The organism is Chryseobacterium sp. MA9 (genome assembly GCF_024399315.1).
In the GTDB taxonomy this organism is placed as follows: Bacteria; Bacteroidota; Bacteroidia; order Flavobacteriales; family Weeksellaceae; genus Chryseobacterium.
The window spans coordinates 3,914,068-3,932,818 of the sequence record NZ_CP075170.1 but is presented as its reverse complement, the minus strand read 5'-3'; the positions used below and the strand labels follow the sequence as shown (position 1 = coordinate 3,932,818).

The 18,751-nt window shown below is 35.3% G+C and carries 18 protein-coding genes; 6 read left to right on the top strand and 12 right to left on the bottom strand.

Going from position 1 to position 18,751, the window contains the following annotated elements; translation table 11 throughout:
• Nucleotides 1-43: 43 nt before the first annotated feature.
• The 5 genes from KIK00_RS17965 to KIK00_RS17945 all read right to left on the bottom strand — a co-directional run bounded on the left by KIK00_RS17965 (nucleotide 44) and on the right by KIK00_RS17945 (nucleotide 5,069).
• Nucleotides 44-1,075 (bottom strand): AAA family ATPase, encoded by a 1,032-nt coding sequence (locus KIK00_RS17965; protein WP_370647714.1) that lies wholly within the window; start codon nucleotides 1,073-1,075, stop codon nucleotides 44-46.
• A 111-nt stretch (nucleotides 1,076-1,186) separates the two neighbouring features.
• Nucleotides 1,187-2,344 (bottom strand): hypothetical protein, encoded by a 1,158-nt coding sequence (locus tag KIK00_RS17960; protein WP_255813698.1) that lies wholly within the window; start codon nucleotides 2,342-2,344, stop codon nucleotides 1,187-1,189.
• Between the two features lie 11 nt (nucleotides 2,345-2,355).
• A complete protein-coding gene (locus KIK00_RS17955) occupies nucleotides 2,356-3,147 on the bottom strand; it encodes a DUF4129 domain-containing protein (protein ID WP_255813697.1) in 792 nt (263 codons plus the stop codon).
• Nucleotides 3,140-4,102, bottom strand: a complete 963-nt coding sequence (locus KIK00_RS17950; protein ID WP_255813696.1) for a DUF4013 domain-containing protein — start codon at nucleotides 4,100-4,102, stop codon at nucleotides 3,140-3,142. Before KIK00_RS17950 ends, KIK00_RS17955 begins: the two co-directional genes overlap by 8 nt.
• Nucleotides 4,086-5,069: a stage II sporulation protein M gene (locus tag KIK00_RS17945; RefSeq protein ID WP_255813695.1), complete on the bottom strand. Its 984-nt coding sequence runs from the start codon at nucleotides 5,067-5,069 to the stop codon at nucleotides 4,086-4,088. Before KIK00_RS17945 ends, KIK00_RS17950 begins: the two co-directional genes overlap by 17 nt.
• 28 nt (nucleotides 5,070-5,097) lie before the next feature.
• On the opposite strand from KIK00_RS17945, the gene KIK00_RS17940 reads away from it, so the two are divergent.
• Nucleotides 5,098-5,847 (top strand): RDD family protein, encoded by a 750-nt coding sequence (locus tag KIK00_RS17940; RefSeq protein ID WP_255813694.1) that lies wholly within the window; start codon nucleotides 5,098-5,100, stop codon nucleotides 5,845-5,847.
• A 143-nt stretch (nucleotides 5,848-5,990) separates the two neighbouring features.
• Nucleotides 5,991-6,281, top strand: a complete 291-nt coding sequence (locus tag KIK00_RS17935; RefSeq protein ID WP_223598580.1) for a GNAT family N-acetyltransferase — start codon at nucleotides 5,991-5,993, stop codon at nucleotides 6,279-6,281.
• Here the strand turns inward: KIK00_RS17935 and KIK00_RS17930 are convergent.
• From KIK00_RS17930 to smpB, 5 genes are all read right to left on the bottom strand, one after another.
• The gene (locus KIK00_RS17930; protein WP_255813693.1) at nucleotides 6,270-7,241 is read right to left on the bottom strand and encodes a glycosyltransferase family protein; all 972 of its coding nucleotides are present in this window, start codon (nucleotides 7,239-7,241) and stop codon (nucleotides 6,270-6,272) included. The two genes, KIK00_RS17935 and KIK00_RS17930, sit on opposite strands and share 12 nt — an antisense overlap.
• Complete coding sequence (locus tag KIK00_RS17925; RefSeq protein WP_255813692.1) at nucleotides 7,242-8,066, bottom strand: UDP-2,3-diacylglucosamine diphosphatase; 825 nt, start codon at nucleotides 8,064-8,066, stop codon at nucleotides 7,242-7,244. It lies immediately after the preceding gene.
• A 57-nt stretch (nucleotides 8,067-8,123) separates the two neighbouring features.
• On the bottom strand, nucleotides 8,124-8,864 hold the full coding sequence (locus tag KIK00_RS17920) for a YebC/PmpR family DNA-binding transcriptional regulator (protein ID WP_047380661.1): 741 nt from the start codon (nucleotides 8,862-8,864) through the stop codon (nucleotides 8,124-8,126).
• Nucleotides 8,865-8,959: 95 nt separating this feature from the next.
• Complete coding sequence (locus KIK00_RS17915) at nucleotides 8,960-10,471, bottom strand: OmpA family protein (RefSeq protein ID WP_255813691.1); 1,512 nt, start codon at nucleotides 10,469-10,471, stop codon at nucleotides 8,960-8,962.
• A 77-nt stretch (nucleotides 10,472-10,548) separates the two neighbouring features.
• The gene (gene smpB, locus KIK00_RS17910; RefSeq protein WP_045501613.1) at nucleotides 10,549-11,007 is read right to left on the bottom strand and encodes an SsrA-binding protein SmpB; all 459 of its coding nucleotides are present in this window, start codon (nucleotides 11,005-11,007) and stop codon (nucleotides 10,549-10,551) included.
• A 121-nt stretch (nucleotides 11,008-11,128) separates the two neighbouring features.
• Between smpB and KIK00_RS17905 the strand changes: the two genes are divergently transcribed.
• Nucleotides 11,129-12,751: an ABC-F family ATP-binding cassette domain-containing protein gene (locus KIK00_RS17905; protein ID WP_255813690.1), complete on the top strand. Its 1,623-nt coding sequence runs from the start codon at nucleotides 11,129-11,131 to the stop codon at nucleotides 12,749-12,751.
• 81 nt (nucleotides 12,752-12,832) lie between these two features.
• Here KIK00_RS17905 and KIK00_RS17900 read toward each other — a convergent pair whose 3' ends face one another.
• Nucleotides 12,833-13,645, bottom strand: coding sequence for a M48 family metalloprotease (locus KIK00_RS17900; protein ID WP_255813689.1), 813 nt, complete (start codon nucleotides 13,643-13,645; stop codon nucleotides 12,833-12,835).
• Between the two features lie 108 nt (nucleotides 13,646-13,753).
• On the opposite strand from KIK00_RS17900, the gene recJ reads away from it, so the two are divergent.
• The 3 genes from recJ (at nucleotide 13,754) to KIK00_RS17885 (ending at nucleotide 16,596) form a co-directional block, all read left to right on the top strand.
• On the top strand, nucleotides 13,754-15,466 hold the full coding sequence (recJ, locus tag KIK00_RS17895; protein ID WP_255813688.1) for a single-stranded-DNA-specific exonuclease RecJ: 1,713 nt from the start codon (nucleotides 13,754-13,756) through the stop codon (nucleotides 15,464-15,466).
• A 134-nt stretch (nucleotides 15,467-15,600) separates the two neighbouring features.
• The gene (nadD, locus tag KIK00_RS17890) at nucleotides 15,601-16,185 is read left to right on the top strand and encodes a nicotinate (nicotinamide) nucleotide adenylyltransferase (RefSeq protein ID WP_255813687.1); all 585 of its coding nucleotides are present in this window, start codon (nucleotides 15,601-15,603) and stop codon (nucleotides 16,183-16,185) included.
• A 72-nt stretch (nucleotides 16,186-16,257) separates the two neighbouring features.
• On the top strand, nucleotides 16,258-16,596 hold the full coding sequence (locus tag KIK00_RS17885; protein WP_255813686.1) for a DUF3817 domain-containing protein: 339 nt from the start codon (nucleotides 16,258-16,260) through the stop codon (nucleotides 16,594-16,596).
• A gap of 52 nt (nucleotides 16,597-16,648) precedes the next feature.
• Here KIK00_RS17885 and KIK00_RS17880 read toward each other — a convergent pair whose 3' ends face one another.
• On the bottom strand, nucleotides 16,649-18,430 hold the full coding sequence (locus KIK00_RS17880; RefSeq protein ID WP_255813685.1) for a carboxypeptidase-like regulatory domain-containing protein: 1,782 nt from the start codon (nucleotides 18,428-18,430) through the stop codon (nucleotides 16,649-16,651).
• Nucleotides 18,431-18,751 lie beyond the last annotated feature (321 nt).

The following is an 18,751-nucleotide window of genomic DNA, read 5'->3' as shown; positions in this document are numbered from 1 at the left end:
CACTAAATTAACTTAGAACCATTCATTAACTGCTACCTGCTACCTATCTCGGAATCTCTATTCCTTCTAAAATCTGCCGGATAATTTCATCTGCGGTAAGACCTTCCATTTCTCTTTCAGGAGATACGATTACTCTGTGTCTTAAAACAGCGTAGCTAGCTTCTTTAATATCTTCAGGAGTTACAAAGTCTCTTCCTCTTAGCGCTGCAAATGCTTTTGATGCTGTAAGAAGCGCCAGTGATGCTCTTGGTGAAGCTCCCAGATATAAGAATTGATTTTCTCTGGTATTGATGATAATTTTAGCGATATATTCCATCAGCTGAGCTTCCACAATAATTTCTTTTACCAGATGCTGGTAGTTTTTCAATTGTTCAGCTGTGATAACACGGTTTATCCCTTCTGTTTTATCTTCTTTTTTACTTTCGTGCTGATTTTTAATGATCGCTATTTCCTGCTCAAGATTAGGATATCCTACATTGATTTTGAATAAGAAACGGTCCAGCTGAGCTTCCGGAAGTCTGTACGTTCCCTCATGTTCAATAGGGTTTTGTGTAGCTATAACCAGGAAAGGCTCTTCTAAAATATAACGGGTACCATCCATGGTGATCTGTCTTTCTTCCATTACTTCAAATAATGCAGACTGCGTTTTGGCAGGTGACCTATTGATCTCATCAATCAGTATAAAGTTGGAGAAAATAGGTCCTTTTTTAAATTCAAATTCTGAATTTTTCACATTGAATATGGATGTTCCCAAAATATCGGAAGGCATAAGATCCGGAGTAAACTGAATTCTGCTGAAACCTACGTCAATGGTTTTGGCTAATAATTTTGCAGTAATTGTCTTCGCTACTCCCGGAACTCCTTCAATAAGAACGTGACCGTTTGAAAGTAATGCCGCCAAAAGATGCTCAATCATCTTCTCCTGCCCTACAATTACTTTTCCGATCTCAGATTTTACTTTCTCCAGGCTTGCACGAAGTTCAATCATATCTATTCTCGACTGAAACTGCTCTTCCTGTTTATTAAGGTTTATAGAGCTTGGGTTTTCTATATTAGGGTTATCAAAGTTTTCCATAATAAATTTTAATTTGCCGATCTAACAATGGGTGTCAATATAATAATTAAATCTTTTCCTTGGAAAAGTCATCATTAGCATTGGTAATTGTTACATCATTATATTGTTGTATTATTTAAATATTTCATCAAGGAGTTTATTGATCCTTGTAAGGTCATCCTTCATTACACTGGCGTAAGGGTCCTGAGCTTTTTTTACAAGCGTTATCGCTTCATTAATCATCTCCATGGTTTTCCCGGTTTTCAGCTGTAGTTTTTTTGCAAATTCTTCATCTAAATTCTGGGTATCTATCAACAGATCCATTCTCACTTTGTTCAGAAAATACTGAGCTTTCTTTGCCATCATATCATGAAAATCACCTTCCTGAAGATACAGATTTCCAATACTTTTTACAAAATCCAGGGAAGTATTCCTTAGTGGCTCTGTTACAGGTACTATTCTCTGTTTTCTTTTTGCATTAAAGAAAATAAAAAGAATAAGTCCACCCAAAAACACCCACCAAGCATACTTTAAAGCCGGATTTGACAATACAAATCTCATGAAGAAACGTGATGTTGAACTTTTTTTGGATACAAACCAAAGGGTTTCTCTATCCGGAAGATATGAAAACACATCCTGTGTATATTTTACGTTCCCGGGTTTCAGAAGATAATAATTGGTCAGAAAGAGGGGTTCAGTATGAGCGTAAATATATCCTTTCCCAAACTTCACTTTGATAAAGTTGGCTTGGTCAGTATTCTTTTTTTCCACAGTTTTTCCAAGTACTTCAACTTTAGGTTTAATGAATGAAAATCCTCTTCCTGACGGAAACTTATCTAACTTAATAAAATCATTCTGATATTTTTTGTCTGTAAGTTTCAGTACATTTTCCTCTTCAAAAGAGATTTCGGAATCATAATATCCTATACTGTCTGAAATTTCTTTAGGCATACGAGCTACCATTAAAAATGCATCAGAACCTTCAGATACCTGGGTCAGAATTTTATTCCAGGACTCTTTGTCAAGATTATTTTCAATAACAACAATATTGTGAGGATCCTTTTTATGCTGACTGTAGTATTCGTAAGGTGCCTGTTCAATCTTCTTAAGGTTATTTTTAAAAAGATTTTTAGCTTCATTATTAAAAACAAATAGTCCGAACGGAGACTTTTCATTAATGTCAAAATTCTTGCGCCAGTCTGTCGTTTCTTTTTTGTTAACTTCAAGCAATGCCAGAACAATCATCACAATGACGAAAATTACAGCATATGTTTTGAAAGTTTTATTCATGGTTACTATTGTTAGGGTTTAAATGCCTGATATTGGTTTTTAAATTTCTGGTAGCTCTGTTCTTCAATACTGAATTCTCCATACCAGACATAATCAAAAATATAAGAAAGATTAGAGAAGTCATTTTTCAGATGAGGAGCTTTCAACTCTGCAGCATAATCTTTATTGGTTTTTTCCGGATTCCAGTTGATCAGCTTTTTATCACTAAGTTTTTTAAGGATAAACAGAAATTGGTAACGAACTGCCGAACGATAATCTCCCGCCATCTCAAATTTTGCAATACTTTCAGGGAAATTGATTTCGTGGATATTCTCATGGAGTTCCTGCACATTGATATCCAGTTTTTTATTCTTTTTACCAAAAATAAAACTCCCGTCTTTTCCCATGACATATTTAATGATAAAATAAAGCAGAAAACCTACAAGAATGATAGCAAACAGCCGGATAAGGACCGTTGTAAATTCTGCTGACTTATTCAATGCAGTTTCCCCGAAAATCCCCTGTATAATCTGATTGAGCTTCCGCATCAGCTTTTGAAAGAAAGATTCTCTTGGCTTTGATACAGAATAGTCAAATTCATTTCCTTTATATCTTGATGGAATATTTTCTTTGAATGTTTTCGGATAGGCGGTGTTCTCCGATACCGGGTTTTTCATCAGTACAGAATCTGCGCGCAGCATATTTCTGTAATGCCCGGTTGTATACAGGGAATCCCCCAGATATTCATCAGCAGGATTATCGTCCTGAGCCTGAACCAGCCCAAGAGAGAGAAAAAGCAGTAAAAAAAAGAAAATTCTATTCATTGATTCCAATAGTGTCTATTTCTGCCAATTCTACTTTCTGGTGAAGATCTGTTCTGCTGTCATAATACATCAGTCCTGCATTCACATACATCAGGTTTGAAAGAAAAAATGAAATCAGCATTGAAACTCCATAAAATACAAAAAACAAAATTCCGGCAGTTCCGGTAAAAGGATTTTGCTCAAAATTTCCGTCTGGTGTAGAAGTAAGAAGTGATCCGTAAAAAAACATCATCGGGATCAATGTGAATATGGATGTTATCATATAAATAATAATAAACATCACAAATGCAGATCCCCAATATTTCCAGTATGGTGATTTTTCACTACCATTCGGGTAAGAAAACTGAGAACGTAAAGCATAGCTCAAGCTTCCCCAGAAACCTCTGTCCGAATTAAAATAATCATACATCAGAAATGTAGTAAAATTAAATATCGTTGGGTAGAGAAGCAGTATCAGAAACAATCCGATAATAATGAAAATGAGGATATAAGAAAATCCTACGACAAACAATACCATTGGAGTAACAATAAAAATCATTCCAAGGCACAGTTTCGCTATTCTCCCTGCATTGCTTTTAAAATCATTCAGAATCTCATCTGCTTTTATTTTTTCTGCACCTTCTGCAATTCTTTTTAAATAAAAAACAGGATACAGATAATTGACAATCATCAGAACCATGAAAAGCAGAAAAGTCAGTAATCCTACTGTAATCAGCATGCCGGCGTTATCCGAAAAATACTGTTCAAAATAATACGTTTCTCCTCCAAGATTAGACCCGAATATCTGCGAAAAGAGTTCTTTATATCCGAAGATCACAACGGTTACCATTAAGATCAAAAGCAAGCCATTGATCAGAATATAGTTCTTAAAATAATTCTTCCCATATAATTTGAAGAAATTAAAACTATCGCTGATAAAGTTTCCAAAATCTCTTTTTTTATAAAATTGTATCATTGATGTATTTATTAGTTTTTTTGTTGACAATAGACGGGTATACAAAATAATAGAATCCTATAATTGCCAATGAGCCAAAAATAATGACCAGGTTCAGAAACAAAGGCATCTTCAAAGCATGTCTTGTAACATAACCTTCTATAATCCCTGCACAGATGGTGAAAGGAATAGTACTTAAAAATATTTTAAATGAATCTTTAAATCCTTTTTTAAAAGAATTAAACCTTGAAAACGTTCTCGGAAATAAAATAGAAGCTCCCAGGATCAGTCCGCACATCGCTTCCACCACCATGGCAAAGATCTCAAAAACTCCGTGAAGCCATATTCCTCTGGCACTGTCTTTCAATGCTCCATAATCATAGAAAAAGTATTGGAAAGCTCCCAGCATCACACTGTTGGAAAGCAATGCAAACAATGTTCCTACTCCTCCTGCAATTCCGTAAATATACAGTTTCGCTCCTACCTGAATATTATTAAAAATAATCCCGATGGTACTTCCCCATGTGCTTCCACTCTGATAAACCCCTACAGCATTATTATTTTTAATATTTTCAACAGTTTCATTCACATATCCTTCACCCAGAATAATATTTACAAAGCCTTTATCATAGATTGCAGAAAGTACACCTATTGACGTAAACAAAATAAAAAAGAGAAAAGCATACATCAGATATCTCCTGTACTGATACATCAGCAACGGAACTTCCGTTTTGAAAAAATAAACAAGCCTGTTTTCCTCAACCCTTTTTGTTTTATAAATCTTTTGAAAAATCTGTGCAGATAGATGGTTAAGGTAAACAGTAGTGTTACTTTTCGGATAATAGGTCTGGGCAAAAGAAAGATCATTGATCAGGTTTATATATAACGAAGACAGGTCATCAGGATTTTTTTTAATTTTCCCTTGAATAACCTGTTCTATTCCCAACCATTTTTCTTTATTTTGTTTAATGAAATAAACTTCTCTCATAATTGTTAAGGCTAAAATAATAAAAAATATGTCTCAAATTGCGATAAATACCTCACAAAATGTAAATATTAATTTTAATATTGCAGGCGTAGGAGAAAGGATGCTTGCCTTCATTATTGATCTTCTGATCAGGATAGCTTATGTAGTGATTACCCTGTATTTGTTCTTCAATATTTTTGACTTGGGATATTTATTAGACGGCCTTGATGAATGGTCTATAAGAGCTGTATATCTTATCCTTACTTTTCCTATTTACATTTATCCGCTTGTATTGGAAAGTTTAATGGAAGGCCAGACACCCGGCAAAAAGCTGATGAAAATCAAAGTGGTAAAGATTGACGGTTACCAAGCCAGTTTTGCAGATTATATGATCCGCTGGGTTTTCAGAATTGTTGATGTTTCATTCGCCGGAGTTATAGGACTTATCTCTATGATTGTTTCTAAAAACAACCAGCGCTTAGGGGACATTGCTTCCGGAACCGCTGTCATTTCTCTCAAAAACAACATCAATATCTCGCATACAATCCTGGAAAATATCCATGAAGATTATATCCCTTCTTTTCCGCAAGTCATTGCTTTGAGTGATAATGATATGAGAATCATCAAAGATAACTACACCAAAGCGTTAAAAGTAGACGACCGCCAGATTATCAATAAACTATCCAATAAAATTAAAAGTATCCTGAAACTGGAAATAGATGCTACTAAAATGACGGAAAGGCAGTTTATCAATGTAATTATCAAAGACTACAACTATTACACCGGAAAAGACAATTAAAAGTCAATCGTCAATTTTGCTTCGCAAGTGAATTGTCAATCAGAATCGACCATTCCCGATTGCTTATTGCTTATTGCTTATTGCTTATTGCTTATGTAAAGCTCGGTGCAATTTTTGTATATTTATTATTAAAGTCCTGAATCATGAAATTTGAAAACAATAAATCCGGAAACGGCGGAGTTCTTACCCTAAATAATGAAATAAAAGAAGTAGGCAGGCTTACCTATACTATTTTTCCTGAAGATCATAAACTGATTATCTCTTTTGTATTGGTACACCCTGAATTTGAAGGCAGAGGAATGGGAAAATTCTTAGTGGAAGAAGCCATCAAATTTGCAAGAGAAAACAACTGGAAAGTATACCCACACTGTTCTTACGCAAGATCTGTAATGATGAGAATGAGCGATGTGGATGATATATTTTTAAAGAATTAAAACCTCATTCAATAGAATATCTTCAATATCATCCGGGTAATCTACTCTGAGATGATGATCAGAAGCAACCCATTCCATAATTTCCTGAAGATTTAAAACCTTGGAGTTGGGTATTCCCATTTTGTCAAGAGCACATGCATTACATTCCTGTTCATATTGATTATGGATGGGAATCACGAACAGTTTTTTATCCATAAACAATGCCTCTGCAGGAGATTCGAAACCTGCATTGCATAAAATCCCTTCACAGCCTTCAAAATATTTCAGATATTGGCTTTCATCAATAGGAAATACTTCCACATTTTTTACTTTGACCTGAACTTTGCTGTATTTTGAAAACACTTTCCATTCAACAGGAATTTTTCTTAAAACCTTGATGATATTTTCATCAGCAAAACTGGGAAGATATACAAGATAATATCCCTGTTTATAAGGATTAAGGTTTCTGATTTTTTTTCTGATCACAGGTTTTTTGATCTGAGGATGATAGTTTTCAAAATGAAACCCTATTTTCCTTTCACTGGGAACATAGTATTTTAAAATCATTTCTCCCAGAAAATCCTTTTTCTTGGGTTTTGGTGTTTCCGGAAAACTCATGGAAGCCTGGTGGCTAAGCTCTATCATCGGAAGTTTTTTCAGTTTGGAAGCCCAGCCTGTTAAAGGCTCATAATCGTTAATGATTAAATCATATTGTGAAAGCTCCAATTCTCTTATTGTTTTGGCTGCTTCAAAGAATTTATTTTCTGTAAACGTTTTTCGGTAGGATAAACCTCCTGTTTTGTTATAAAGAAGGGAAATACCCCTGTATTGGAAATTGATGTCAAAATCAGCCTTTAATTGCGATTGGTGCCCACTGATCAGTGTATCAACAGATGCATATTTTTTGAGAAGAGGAATAATTTCCTGTGCTCTGGCAATGTGACCGTTTCCAGTACCCTGGAATGCGTACAAAATCTTCATCTAGGAAAAGTTGGTTACAATTTTTAAAAGAGCAGAATTATCCATTTCCTGAATTTCTTCCACTTCATCATCTTTCAGCAAATGTTTATGCTCGTCATAATAAAAAATTGTCCATTCTTTATTATTGTATTCTAAGGCAGAGAGATTTTCAATCCAATCCCCCGAATTCAAATAAGTACAGGATCCTTTTTTATTAACAACCTCACGTATCTGTGGCTGGTGGATATGTCCGCAAACTACATAATCATAATTATTGTCAATAGCCAGCTCAGAAGCTGTAAGTTCAAAATCTCCGATATATTTTACCGCTTTTTTCACATTGTTTTTGATCTTTTTCGAAAACGAGTATTTCTCTTTACCCATTTTTTCTAAGAACCAATTTACAACATTATTGATAATAATCAGGAGGTCATATCCTTTTCCGCCAAGTTTGGCAATCCATTTTGAGTGCTGGACGGATGCATCGAAAACATCACCGTGAAATATCCAGGTTTTTTTCTCATCAATATTCAGACAGATTTTATTACAGACTTTAAGTTTCCCAAGTTCAAAATCTGTGAACTTTCGAAACATTTCATCATGATTACCCGTGATGTAATAGACGTCTGTATTCTTGGTTGCCAATGAAAGAATCTTTCTGATTACTTTCAAATGAGGTTTAGGGAAGTAAGACTTTTTAAACTGCCAGATATCAATAATATCACCGTTCAAAACTAAAGTTTTAGGCTGGATAGAATTGAGATATCTCAACAATTCTTTAGCCTTACATCCATAAGTTCCCAAATGAACATCCGATATAACAACTAATTCAACGTTTCTTTTCATAGTTTTGTACAAAGAAACTAATTGAAAGTTAACTGTATATGAATGCTATATTATTTTTTATAAAGAGTCCATCAGCTCTTCTGTGATTTCCATATTGTGGTAAACGTTTTGAACGTCATCATCCTCTTCGAAACGCTCAAGCATTTTCATATTAGCTTTGAACTGTTCCGCATTTACTTCTTTTGTATTGTTTGGAATTCTTTGAAGTTCTGCACTCTTCGCTTCAATACCCAGCTCATCTAATTTGTGTGATAAAGAACCGAAATCTTCAAAAGCAGTTGTAATCATTACTTCTTCTTCATCTTTTTCTACATCTTCTGCTCCGCCATCAATCATTTCCATTTCAAAATCATCCCAATCCATTTTGATCTGAGCCAAATCAAGTGTGAAAATTCCTTTTCTATCGAAGATAAATGCCAATTCACCATTTTTCCCGAGGTTACCATCAAACTTGTTAAAAACAGCTCTCACGTTCGCTACAGTTCTTGTTGTATTGTTTGTAGTACATTCTACAAAAAAAGCAACACCACCTTGCCCATAGCCTTCATACGTGATTTCTTCATAGTTCTCTGCATCGGCACCGCTCGCTTTCTTAATCGCACGTTCTACGTTGTCCTTAGGCATGTTTGCCCCTTTCGCATTCTGGATACATCTTCTCAGCGCCGGATTGGCTTCAGGATCTGTTCCGCCTGCTTTTACAGCTAATGCAATGTCTTTACCTATTTTGGAGAATGTTTTGGCCATTTTATCCCATCTGGCCATTTTAGAAGCTTTTCTATATTCAAATGCTCTTCCCATTTTAATTTTTATATTTCCAACAAAATTACTCAAAAGTCAACAAAAAAAAAATACCTCCAAAAAAATTGGAGGTATTCATTATTTAGAAAAATTAATTATTTTTTCTTTTTAGCAGCAGCTTTTTTCTTAGCTGGAGCTTTTTTTGCTTTTTTCACTACAGTCTTCTTCTCTACAACGTCTAGATCAGATTTCTTAAGTGCATCCCAAGCAGCACCATTAACAGCCTCAACAACTACTTTTCTATCAACAATTCTTTCTGCATCAGAAGCTTTTTCAGAAACAGTAGCGTCTCTTTCACCAACTCCTACAGATTTTAATTGATTTGCACTTACACCTCTTGCTTCTAGAGCACCAACTACTGAAGCAGCTCTTTGTCTAGAAAGTTTCAAGTTATAAGAATCAGCACCTTTCTTATCAGTGTGACCTGTTACTAAGAATGTACCGTCGTTAGATTGCTTAATGATTGTTGCAGCTTGATCTAATTTACCGCTAGATTCAGGTCTGATTGTAGCCTTATTGAAATCAAATAAGATATCTTTAAGAGCTCCTGTAGCTTCTTTAGCGATTACATCTTTTGGCTTAGGACATCCGTTGTATTCAGGAAGACCTGGAACAGTAGGACAAGCATCATCTTTATCTAAGATACCGTCACCGTCTGTATCTGGCCAAGGACAACCGTTGTTTTCAGCAGGACCTGCTACTGTAGGACAAGCGTCATCTTTGTCGATTACACCATCACCGTCAGTATCTGGCCAAGGGCATCCGTTGTTTTCAACTGGACCAGCCACTTCTGGACATTGATCGTCTTTATCTGGAACTCCGTCACCGTCAGTGTCAGGACATCCTTGGAATTCTGGTAGACCTGGAGTATCTGGACAAAGATCATCTTTATCTAGGATACCATCCTTATCTCTGTCTCTGTTTCCGAATCTGAATAAGATAGAAGCAGAAGCTTGCCAGAAGTTAGCCACTGTAGAGTGGTCACCTGGAGTTGATACATAATCTCCTTGAACACCAAGACCGAAGTTCTTAGTTACCCAGAAGTTAGCACCAGCACCTGTAGCTACAGTAAAGTGGTTAGCTTTACCATTCTCATTACCGTCTTTTCCGTTAACAATGTTTTCGATTGGATTACCGTTAGCGTCAACAGCAGTTCTTGGGAAAGTAAGAGCAGTATAGTCATGTCTTAAGTAGTTAGCACCAACTCTTAAATATGGATCAAACCAAGATTCTTCGTTCCATAAAAGACCTGCAGCGTGAGCCTGGAAACCAAGACCTGTCATTAGGAAAAATTCTTTCCCCATGTTGAATCTTTTGTTTTCAACATTCCCAACAGAAGTCTGCCAGTCAATTACTAAACCTTTACCAACATTTCTAGCAACTGTTAACTTAGACAATGGAGGTGTAATAGAGAAGTTGTTCACATTGAACATGTTCTTTGTCAAATTGTTAGCAGAGAACGTATTACTGAAAGTACCTCTCGCTGCTACGTGGTTTTCTGCATGAGCACCAACCCCGATTAACCACGGATTGTTGGTAGTCTGTGCGAAAACAGTAGAGGCAACAGTAAGCGCCAATGCTGAAATTCCTAATTTTAGATTTTTCATAGAATTAAATGATTAAATAATTGATAATGCAAAATAAATATAATTTTTCTTTATATACAAAGTTTTTCAAATGATTTTTAACTTTTCTTTAATATTCTGTCCAGGTTCCGTTTGTTTTCTCTATCTTTTATTGCCTCTCTTTTATCGAAAAGTTTTTTCCCTCTACCAAGCGCTATTAGCACCTTTGCTTTACCTCGGTCAGTGATATATAATTTTAAAGGTATTATGGTGTTCCCAGCATCCTTTAACTTTTTTTCAAGTTTTTGTAATTCTTTTTTGTGCAAGAGCAATTTCCGTTCCCTTTTTGTTTTATGATTGTAAAAAGTTCCTAATTTATACTCATCAATCATCATGTTAATGATGTACAATTCCCCATCAATAAACTGACAGAACGATTCTGTGATAGATGCTTTGGATGAACGTAAAGATTTTATTTCGGTACCCGTCAAAACCATTCCTGCTTCATATTCTTCAAGAATTTCATATTCAAAACGGGCTCTTCTGTTTAATATACTAACTGTTTTCTCAATCTTCATCATTTTAAAATTTCGTTAATGAAATATATAAAAAATACCATACAATTAAAAACTTGACTATTATATTATTACAAAATACCCAAATTCTTTTCGTATTTTTGCGCCAAATTTACAAAACTATATGTTAACAGTATCTAACTTATCTTTACAATTCGGGAAAAGAGTTCTTTTTGACGAGGTAAATATTATGTTTACCAAAGGAAACTGCTACGGAATCATCGGAGCAAACGGTGCGGGAAAGTCTACATTCCTTAAAATATTAACAGGAAAGCAGGATCCTACAACAGGGCATGTATCTCTGGAACCAGGGAAAAGAATGTCAGTTTTGGAGCAGGATCACTTTGCTTATGATCAGTATACTGTTCTTGAAGCTGTTTTGAGAGGTAACAAGAAATTATTTGAGATAAAAGAGGAAATGGATGCGTTATACGCAAAAGAAGATTTCTCTGACGAAGACGGAATAAAAGCGGGTGAACTAGGTGTAATCTATGATGAAATGGGAGGTTGGACTGCAGAATCTGATGCACAGACAATGCTTTCAAACGTTGGAGTTAAAGATGATATGCACTGGCAGATGATGAGCGAACTTGAGAATAAGGACAAAGTAAAGGTTCTTTTGGCTCAGGCTCTTTTCGGAAACCCGGATGTATTGATTCTGGATGAACCTACCAACGACCTTGATATTGATACCATCTCATGGCTGGAAGATTTCCTTGCAGATTATGAAAATACAGTAATCGTTGTATCTCACGACCGTCACTTCTTAGATACGGTTTGTACGCACATCGGTGACCTGGATTATGCTAAACTTAACCTTTACACGGGTAACTATTCTTTCTGGTACCAAGCTTCTCAATTGGCAACAAGACAAAGAGCTCAGGCAAATAAGAAAGCTGAAGAGAAGAAAAAAGAACTTCAGGACTTCATTGCAAGATTCAGCTCGAACGTTGCTAAAGCAAAGCAGGCTACTGCAAGAAAGAAAATGATCGACAAATTAAACATTGACGATATTAAACCATCTTCAAGAAGATATCCGGCTATTATTTTCGAAATGGAAAGAGAGGCTGGTGATCAGATTTTAGATGTAAAAGGTCTTGAAAAAACAAAAGACGGAGAGCTTTTATTCTCTAATATTGATTTGAATCTTAAGAAAGGAGATAAAGTAGCTGTACTTTCCAAAAACTCTTTAGCGATTACAGAATTCTTCGAAATTTTAGCAGGAAACGTAGAAGCTGATAAAGGAAATGTTGCCTGGGGAGTTACAACCAATCAGTCTCACATGCCATTGGACAATACCAACTTCTTCCAGGAAGATCTAAGCCTGGTTGACTGGTTGAGACAATTTACAAAAAATGACGAAGAGCGTCACGAAGAGTTTGTAAGAGGATTCCTTGGAAGAATGCTTTTCTCAGGTGATGAAGCTTTAAAGTCTTGTAAAGTACTTTCAGGAGGTGAAAAAATGAGATGTATGTTCAGCAGAATGATGCTTCAGAAAGCAAACGTTCTTTTATTAGATGAACCTACCAACCACTTAGACCTTGAAAGTATCACCACTTTAAACAACTCTTTATCTAACTTCAAAGGAAATCTTTTATTGGCCTCTCATGACCACGAAATGCTTTCAACAGTCTGTAACAGAATCATTGAACTGACTCCTTCCGGAATTATCGACAGAGAAATGACTTATGACGAATACCTTGCTGACAAAAAGGTAAAAGAATTAAGAGAAAAAATGTATTCTTAATCTGATCTAAATACGGAATCAAATAAAAATACCTCAAAGCAGTGCTTTGAGGTATTTTATTTTCAACAATAAATAAAATAATTATTTTGTAAGTTTTGCTGTTGGAAGAGCAACAGTTCCCGGATCTTTCCATAATCCATCTTTTTCTGCTCTTTTCTTGATTGCCTGTGCTCTTTTCTCGCTATCAGGGTGAGAGTTGAACATCTTTTCAAAACCGGTCTGTGTACTCCCCTGTGAAAGCAATGCCAGTTTTTTGAAAGCTGTATAAGCTCCTACAACATCATATTTGTTAGCTTTCATAAAATCGTATGAGTAAGTATCTGCTTCTGATTCCTGTTTTTTGCTGTGTGAAGCATCCAAAAATGCATTTGCCATTTTTCCTACCTGGCTCTCATTAAGAGTAGCTACAGCAGAAGAAGCTGATGATGCTGCATCTAATGCCGCCGCTTTCAGATAAGCAGATTTCATTGCATCTTTTGTATCCTGATTTTTCACGTGTCCTATTTCATGTCCGATAACGGCAAGCAGCTCATTATCTGTCATGATATCCATCAGAGAAGAGAACACACGTACACTTCCGTCTGCGCAGGCAAACGCATTGATATCTTTTACTTTATAAACTTTATAATTCAAATTAAGACCGTCTTGAGATTTGTGTTTTCCAAACAGTTTGTTCAGTCTCACGGTATATGGATCTTTCGGTCCTGCTACGGCATTATTTTTATCCATCCAGTCTACTGATTCTTTGGATAATTTAACCGCATCTTCGTTCGTAAATGTTAGAGCTTTTGCACCATTTGAAACCATTCCGGCAGCTTTACCAAGATTAATTTTTTGTGCACTGATCGAATTCATTGCCCCTAAAAGTGAAAGGCACACGATAATTTTTTTCATAGTCATTTAAATTTGGAGCACGAAGATAGCCTTTTTTTAACAATTATTAAGTCGAAACTTCATTCCAGTTCTTTCCGGAATGCTATTTTTTTTCCTTATTTTTGTGAAATGAGTCAAAAATGGATTTATAAGCCTGAACCCGATGAGGAAGTTGTGGACAGACTAAGTTCGTCACTTGGTTTTGGTACTTTTGAATCTAAGATCCTCGTTTTAAGAGGGATTGACAATTATCAAAAGGCCAGAGAATTCTTCAAACCGAACCTTAACGATATACATAACCCGTTTTTAATGGCAGATATGCAAAAGGCTGTAGAGCGTATTGCAACAGCAATTGAAAATGGTGAAAAAATATTGGTATATGGAGACTATGATGTGGACGGAACCACAGCGGTTGCTTTAATGTACCTTTATCTCAGCAAAATTGTTGAGAAAAAATATCTGGACTATTATATTCCGGACAGAAATTCTGAAGGATATGGAATTTCTACTGAAGGAATTGATTTTGCCAAAGAAAATGGGTTCTCACTAATCATTGCTCTGGATTGTGGAATAAAGGCCCTTGATATGATCAACTATGCCAGTAAACTGGGTATAGATTTTATTATTTGCGACCATCACCTTCCGGGTGAAGAAATTCCGGATGCTGCGGCTGTACTTGATCCTAAAAGAAATGACTGCCGATATCCTTTCAAAGAACTTTCGGGATGTGGTGTTGGTTTTAAGCTTTGCCAGGGATTAAATACAATTTATAAATTACCGGAAGCAGAATTATTTGAACTGACTGATCTCCTAGCCATTTCTATTGCAGCTGATATTGTTTCCATGACAGGAGAAAACAGAGTGCTGGCTAAAATGGGATTAAAAACTCTTAGAAAGACCAGAAATCTGGGATTAAGATTGTTAATTCCTGAGGATAAACTTTCTCATTTTGAAATTTCCAATATTGTTTTTGAAATAGCTCCTAAAATTAATGCAGCCGGAAGGATTTCTCATGGCAAAGCTGCCGTAGAGCTTATGGTTTCCGACAATCTGAAACATGCCAACCAGATTGTGAGCGATATCATGAATCTTAACGATGAAAGAAGAGAGCTGGATATGAATTCCACTCTTTCTGCATTAAACCAAATTATAGAGTCTCAGCAAGAAACCAAGCATACAACAATCGTTTATCATCCTGAATGGAATAAAGGAGTGATTGGTATTGTAGCTTCCCGGCTTATTGAAACTTATTATAAGCCCACACTGGTATTTACTGATGGTAATAATGGAGAAATGGTAGCTTCTGCGAGATCTGTTTCTGATTTCGATGTGCATGAAGCTCTTGATATGTGTTCAGAATATTTCCTTAAGTTTGGGGGTCATCATGCAGCTGCCGGACTTTCTATGGAAAAAGATAAGTTTGATGCTTTCAAAGAAAGATTTGAAAAAATTGTTTCTGAAAAAATTAAAGACCATCAAAAAGAGCCTTCCATTGCTATTGATACTGAAATTACAGTTGATGAAATCAACAGAGAGTTTATCAATTTCCACAGAAAATTGGCTCCATTTGGACCTCACAATATGAAACCTATTTTTACATTGACGAATCAGAAACTGTCAGGTTATGTGAAAACAATGGGGAAAGATAATAACCACCTGAAGTTTTATATTAAGCAGGAATCTACAGGACGAAATATTGAATGTGTAGGATTTAAGCTAGGACCATTTGTTGAAGATTTTAAAAATAAAAATTTCGACCTTGCTTTTACCCTTGAAGAAAATCACTGGAAGGGCAATGTCACGCATTATCTAAATATTAAGGATGTGAAATTCAGGGATTGATAGAGGTTGCAGGATTTAGGTTGCAGGTAATAGAAATCAGAATAAATATTATCACCCGCTAACCTTAAAAAGAATCCTGATTCAAATTTTGAAGTACTATCACCTGCTATCCGCTACTTACTACCTAACAAAAAATGAAAAAAATCGGTTTATTTTTCGGGTCATTCAATCCTATTCATATCGGGCATCTTATTCTGGCGAATTATATTCTGGAAAATTCTGATATGGATGAGCTTTGGTTTGTAGTGAGCCCACAAAATCCGTTTAAAGATAAAAAGTCTTTACTAAAAGACCATAACAGGCTTGATATGGTACAGCTTGCAGTTAAACATTATCCGAATATGAGAGCTTCTAATGTAGAATTTTCTCTTCCGATGCCAAGCTATACTATCGATACACTTACCTATCTCCATGAGAAGTATCCTGAATATTCTTTCAGCCTGATTATGGGAGAAGATAATCTGAAAAGTCTTCACAAGTGGAAAAATTCTGATGTTCTGATCAAAAATCATCATATCATTGTTTACCCAAGAGTATTTGAAGGAGAAAAGGCAGATTCTGAATATTTACAGCATGAAAACATTTCTCTGATAAAGGCACCGGTCATAGAACTTTCTGCCACAGAAATCCGTAATATGATTAAAGATGGCAAAAATGTAAGGCCGATGTTACCTCCTGAAGTTTTTGAATATTTGGATGGTAGCAGTTTTTATAAGTAATTTTGCAAATCAGAAAAATGAGAGGTTAGAGAAAGACTCTTTACTATTAACTCTCAACTTACAACTAAAGGAATGGACTTCATCGAAAAATTTTTCTCAAAATACCCTCAGGAAAAAATCATCAAATGGTTTAAACAGATTTGTGTTGCAGAAGCTGTTTCATGTCTTTTACTGTATTGTGTTGCGATGATTTGGATCCGATATGATGAAAATCTATATTCTATTATCTTCATCAGTGTTATTGGCAGTTTACACGGATTATTTTTTACGCTTTACCTTATACTCTGCCTTCCTGCAAGAAAAATTTATAACTGGGATGATGAAGATTTTGTTTTTGCCTTATTATCTGCATTCTTCCCTTTTGCAACGGTTTGGGTAGATAAAAAGCTAGCCCGTTTTGACAGAGAATAAATATACCGCATAAAAAAAGGACTTTTTCGGTCCTTTTATATTTTTACGGTTATTACAAATCCCGTTTTACGTGTCCTGTTGCAGTGAAGGTATGATTTCCTGAATTATCGGTGTAGGTTCCATTAATTGTGAAATCAATGTAGTCTCCCACAGCTCCAAAAGAAGTTACATTTACAACGAGGTTTCCATTATTTGATGTAATAGCGCCTCCTGAAAATTCAAACCCATAATTTGAAGTAAAACTTGCAGCAACTCCCAGCATATTATTCTGAGCCATAGAAAAAAATGGTCCCGCAGCATTCATTGAATTTATTTTCAATTGTTTAGGTGGCATATTAGGTGATGTAGGTGTAAGCCCTGTCCATTGTGCATTGATCAGTCCTAACACATAAACAATAGGCTGATTATCAATCTTATAATTTATAAATTCACTCAAAGAATTACAAGCCATAATATTCCCCAGATTTACATTATTAGATGTTGCTGTAAAAGTAATTTCATTGGTTGTCTGAAAATTAACAGTATCAAATCCTTCATACTTAAACTGTGGATTTGCCGTACATGAATAGGTATTGAAGGTAAAACTTCCGGTACTGTTTACCGGTGATGATAAATACTGGAAATAGTTTGTATTTAAGGCAGATCTCAATATTACATAACCATCAGTAACATCAGTATTTGCACAGGTTTTAAGACTTCCCTGAATAGTATAACTGGTAGATGTAGAAGGATTTACTGTAACATCCGGAATAGTTGTTATGATTCCAGCCGTAAATGGTCCAACGTTAGAAGTATACATTACATTATTACAGGCATCATAAACTTTTAAAGCAAGAACCTCACCTGCCGGAACAATTCCAGATACTGTTCCTGTATTATCTGTGATTCCGTAAGTTTCATAGGATTGAGAACTTCTCTTTAAAGTTACTTTAATATTAGGTAAAACCTGCCCTGCAGAATTTTTTACAGTTACTTTCATTGTTGCCTGTGGAAACTGTGCATCAAAGTTCCACCAGGAAAAATGGTTTACTGTTCCTACATAGGTATTTCCAATCTTTGTTGCAGAACCCTCTTCTTTCCACATCCCCGTGTCTTCATTATAAGACCATAAGGGTATTGTGGCTGGTGAGCTGGAAGTTTGTGCAGCATCCACAGGAACGGTGATTTCTGCGTTATGTCCATTTGCAATCTGAAGGTTTTGTCCGGAACTACCTGTTAATTGTACATGCAGCATCCCAAAAGTTTCCATCACTCTGGAATTACCTCCTGAATTGGTTGCCAAAAATGATCCAGGCATTAATTCATTAAGATATTGGTTGGATGGTGCTAAATGAAAGATACCCACACTCACATTTCCTGAATAAGCATTTCCATTCGCATCTTTGAAACTTCCGTCAAATTTTACTTTTGTTCCGTTTGGTAGTGAAACTGTGGATGTAGAACCTGTGATAATTGTAGATGTCGTTGTTACAGGAATCATCATGATGTTCACCCTATTTATTCCGTTAGTAGGCACCAAAACCCGCGATGCATTTATATAGCCAGATTTTGTCACTTTTATATGGGCGAAATTTTCTTTTACTGAAGCATTTTTAAATGTGAAGAAACCTTTAAGATTGGTTGTAACGGTACTTGTTCCGATTGTAACCGTTGCTCCTGATACCGGAAGCCCGTTTGTATCAAGAACTATACCTTGAAAGCTTTTTTGCGCAGTATTTCCAAAATTATAATTGGATGGAGGATTTGTTGTGTTCTCATCTATTTCTGAGAAAGTTTCATTTTTACATGAAATTATCAACACAAAAAGCAATAATAAGAGGTAAAATTTTCTCATATGGTATTAATTTTTAGTTTTCACTAAATTAATAATAAAATACAATCATGATTATTTTTTCTGATTTCTCTTCAAATATTTTTTCAATTTTCCATCAATTTCATTTTATCATGTAACAAAAATGAACTTTAAATTGTCTAATTAAGTAACAAAGTCGTTGAAACTTAAAAATTGACATAAAATTTTAGCAACTGATAATCAGTTATTTAAATGTAAATTAAAAACATTTTAAGTACTTTGCATTGCATGATACTAAATTTATTATATATCTTTGCAATGTAAAATAACAAACCATACAAGCTATTAATTAAAAAATAATAT

Excerpts from the sequence above, each read along its gene's own strand:
- KIK00_RS17900 (WP_255813689.1), bottom strand. The coding sequence starts at position 13,645 with ATGAAAAAAATTATCGTGTGCCTTTCACTTTTAGGGGCAATGAATTCG.
- KIK00_RS17940 (WP_255813694.1), top strand. The coding sequence starts at position 5,098 with ATGTCTCAAATTGCGATAAATACCTCACAAAATGTAAATATTAATTTT.
- recJ (WP_255813688.1), top strand. The coding sequence starts at position 13,754 with ATGAGTCAAAAATGGATTTATAAGCCTGAACCCGATGAGGAAGTTGTG.
- KIK00_RS17885 (WP_255813686.1), top strand. The coding sequence starts at position 16,258 with ATGGACTTCATCGAAAAATTTTTCTCAAAATACCCTCAGGAAAAAATC.
- KIK00_RS17955 (WP_255813697.1), bottom strand. The coding sequence starts at position 3,147 with ATGAATAGAATTTTCTTTTTTTTACTGCTTTTTCTCTCTCTTGGGCTG.
- KIK00_RS17965 (WP_370647714.1), bottom strand. The coding sequence starts at position 1,075 with ATGGAAAACTTTGATAACCCTAATATAGAAAACCCAAGCTCTATAAAC.
- KIK00_RS17930 (WP_255813693.1), bottom strand. The coding sequence starts at position 7,241 with ATGAAGATTTTGTACGCATTCCAGGGTACTGGAAACGGTCACATTGCC.
- KIK00_RS17915 (WP_255813691.1), bottom strand. The coding sequence starts at position 10,471 with ATGAAAAATCTAAAATTAGGAATTTCAGCATTGGCGCTTACTGTTGCC.
- KIK00_RS17880 (WP_255813685.1), bottom strand. The coding sequence starts at position 18,430 with ATGAGAAAATTTTACCTCTTATTATTGCTTTTTGTGTTGATAATTTCA.
- KIK00_RS17935 (WP_223598580.1), top strand. The coding sequence starts at position 5,991 with ATGAAATTTGAAAACAATAAATCCGGAAACGGCGGAGTTCTTACCCTA.
- KIK00_RS17960 (WP_255813698.1), bottom strand. The coding sequence starts at position 2,344 with ATGAATAAAACTTTCAAAACATATGCTGTAATTTTCGTCATTGTGATG.
- smpB (WP_045501613.1), bottom strand. The coding sequence starts at position 11,007 with ATGAAGATTGAGAAAACAGTTAGTATATTAAACAGAAGAGCCCGTTTT.
- KIK00_RS17950 (WP_255813696.1), bottom strand. The coding sequence starts at position 4,102 with ATGATACAATTTTATAAAAAAAGAGATTTTGGAAACTTTATCAGCGAT.
- KIK00_RS17925 (WP_255813692.1), bottom strand. The coding sequence starts at position 8,066 with ATGAAAAGAAACGTTGAATTAGTTGTTATATCGGATGTTCATTTGGGA.
- KIK00_RS17920 (WP_047380661.1), bottom strand. The coding sequence starts at position 8,864 with ATGGGAAGAGCATTTGAATATAGAAAAGCTTCTAAAATGGCCAGATGG.
- nadD (WP_255813687.1), top strand. The coding sequence starts at position 15,601 with ATGAAAAAAATCGGTTTATTTTTCGGGTCATTCAATCCTATTCATATC.
- KIK00_RS17905 (WP_255813690.1), top strand. The coding sequence starts at position 11,129 with ATGTTAACAGTATCTAACTTATCTTTACAATTCGGGAAAAGAGTTCTT.
- KIK00_RS17945 (WP_255813695.1), bottom strand. The coding sequence starts at position 5,069 with ATGAGAGAAGTTTATTTCATTAAACAAAATAAAGAAAAATGGTTGGGA.